This window comes from Campylobacter sp. IFREMER_LSEM_CL2194 (genome assembly GCF_025771685.1).
Lineage (GTDB): Bacteria > Campylobacterota > Campylobacteria > Campylobacterales > Campylobacteraceae > Campylobacter_D.
This window is the reverse complement of sequence record NZ_JAKMQS010000031.1, coordinates 1-2608: the sequence shown is the minus strand read 5'-3', so window position 1 is coordinate 2608 and position 2608 is coordinate 1. Positions and strand designations below refer to the sequence as shown.

Annotated in this window: 2 protein-coding genes and 1 pseudogene; 2 read left to right on the top strand and 1 reads right to left on the bottom strand. The window is 24.8% G+C overall.

All coding sequences use genetic code 11. The annotated features are described in order from the left end of the window. Both L8V79_RS07975 and L8V79_RS07970 read left to right on the top strand, forming a co-directional pair. Positions 1-706, top strand: a pseudogene (locus L8V79_RS07975) (hypothetical protein); the annotation flags it as partial. Next, a complete protein-coding gene (locus L8V79_RS07970) occupies positions 703-1974 on the top strand; it encodes a hypothetical protein (protein WP_263703182.1) in 1272 nt (423 codons plus the stop codon). The pseudogene L8V79_RS07975 and the gene L8V79_RS07970, both read left to right, overlap by 4 nt. Positions 1975-1976: 2 nt before the next feature. Here L8V79_RS07970 and icmH read toward each other — a convergent pair. After that, on the bottom strand, positions 1977-2608 hold a 632-nt coding region (gene icmH / locus L8V79_RS07965), incomplete at its 5' end, for a type IVB secretion system protein IcmH/DotU (protein ID WP_263703181.1).

Here is a 2608-nt window from a genome sequence, read left to right as displayed (position 1 = left end):
ACCAAGCGATACTAAATACTTAAAACAATGGCTCAATTTAAATTTAATAGCAAATTTTAATGATGCTTATAATTTTTTATTATCTACAATTTTACACATAGAACAATTTTCAATAAAAAAACTAAAAACCTACCCTCAACTTGCTGGAAAAATTGCTTATATTTATTATAGGTTTGATTTAGCGAAAATATATTTTCAAGTCAAATCAACAAAGAATATACAAATAAAATATGGGGATTATTTTCAAGATATAATTTACTATGAAAATACAATTAAAAAAACAATACAAAAACACAACTATAATCCCAATAAAAATTATCCTATTGTGTATTGGGAAAAATTAATTGAAGAAATCTACAATCAATTTAAATTAAATATAAAAACAGAATTTATCTCATCAAATGATAATAGCCTATTTGGTTTTTATAATCAAGACAAAACTATTATTGAAATCAATATAAACAATATAGAAAATACAGAGGAAATGTTTAAAACTATTATACACGAAATACGACACGCATACATACATCAAAAAAAACCAAATAATGATGTCTTACAACACTATATTTATTATAGCAATCAATATATTTATTTTAATAAAACAGATCAAAAATTTGGAAATAGAACAACACCAGATATTTATTTTTTTCAGCCAAGCGAAGCAGAAGCTAGAGCAATAGAAGAAAGTATCATCAAGGAGTTATGATGAGATACAAGGAACCAGATACAAAAAAACACGAACAATTTTTACAAACTAGAAAAGAATCAAATGCACTTTATTTAGGTGTAAATACTAATATAAAATGTTTTAATAATATATGTCCTAGTGAAAAAAATTATTGGTATTTTTTCAACCATATTGATTTAGAAAACAAAATCAACATTACATATAATCCCAAATTTGGTATTTATTTAGGTAAAATCATATTTAATAAAAAAGGTAACAAACTCATTCCAAAATACATACCTACAAGTATTGAAAATTTAGAAGAAGAGGTTAAAAAAATCAAAAATCCTCTATGGATAGCTGAAAAAAATGATAATTATGTTGAACCTGAAGTGATTTTTTTTGAAGATACTATTCTTGGTAAAAAAATAAAAACAACTAGAGGCAATTACCATATAACAAGCCCAAACAATCTAGAATATCAATGTAAAATAGAAAAAAATACAACCATACTAAATCAAGAACAAATCTTATCTTATGTAAATGAAATTCATAGTGAAAATGTAAGAATGATCCAAGATTATATAGACCAAATTTATAAAGATAATGGCATAAAACCTTATGCATTTGATGATGAATTTTATGAAGAATTGGGTAATTTAGGAATAATCACCCAAAGACAAGTAGAAGGTTTTAAAAATGATCGTTTAATTAAGAAAAATTCCTTATTGCTTACTATGTTAGATTATTTGGCTGGGCAAGATAGAAAAAGTAAAGATTATTTGATTACTTTTGATGATGAGTATTTTTATGATTATTTTGTTTTTAGTTTGGGTGGGTTTATATTAAAACTATCTCAAGGTATGCTTCAAAATGAAATCAATTCTCTTTTTAACCCTGCAGCTTATATAGATGATACAAAAATAAATTATAATGATTTAAATAACGAATTAATTAGAAAATATGAAAAAGAAATATTTGGCATGGGATTTGAAAAAAGAGGTAGTTATTTTGTGGATTATTTTGATTATGCTTTTGACTATAAAGGATTTTTTGAAATTCATAAATACAATGGGTTATATTATGATGAACTAAACTTAGCTTCTAGTCTAGATTCTCCTAATATTATTTATTACGATAATAATTCTTTGAAAAAATGTATACTCATTCCCTCTACTCTAGGCAAATACTATTTTCAAATAAGTAGATACCATAAAGAAGTTTTCTTTGAACTTTTAAAACCATACCATCCTGATGTAAAAAATCTTCCTAATGGATGGAGCAAGGAAATGATTGAAAAAATATAATCTTATATTTTTTCTACATTATTAATCAAGCTGCTAATATTAGAATCAATTTTAATATTATGAGTTTGCAAATCAAAAATTGCAAAAATGAAAAAACTCAAAATACATCCAATAGGTATAACAACTAACGCAAATTTCATAAATCTGCGTTGAAAATACTGCCAAAAATTTTCCCTATTAGCTCCATTATAAGCCTTATCAAAAGCTGTCTCATCTGTTAAATTTATAAGAGGAGTTAAAGCCGATGCTATATTGTTACAAAGATAAATAATTTTTTCCTCGACATCTTTTTCATGAGAATATTTTCCTTTATATCCCAAAATCAAGCAAGCATATATGAATTCCAAAAAATCTTTATTTTTAGATGGATTAGACAACCAAGAAAGCGCTATATCGTAAAAATTATCACCACCTAGAGTCTCATCAAATAATCTCACGGTTAAAGTATGATTTGCCCAAGAGCTATTAATAAATAAATCATTTTTCATTAGACTTTCATCTATAAATACGCATAAGCAATATCTTAATTTTATAATATCTTTCTCATCATACTCTTTAAAAGTACTTAATCTTGAACTCCAAACCAAAATTTCATTCACAAGCTTTTCTTTTAAATTCTCTATATAAGTAGCAC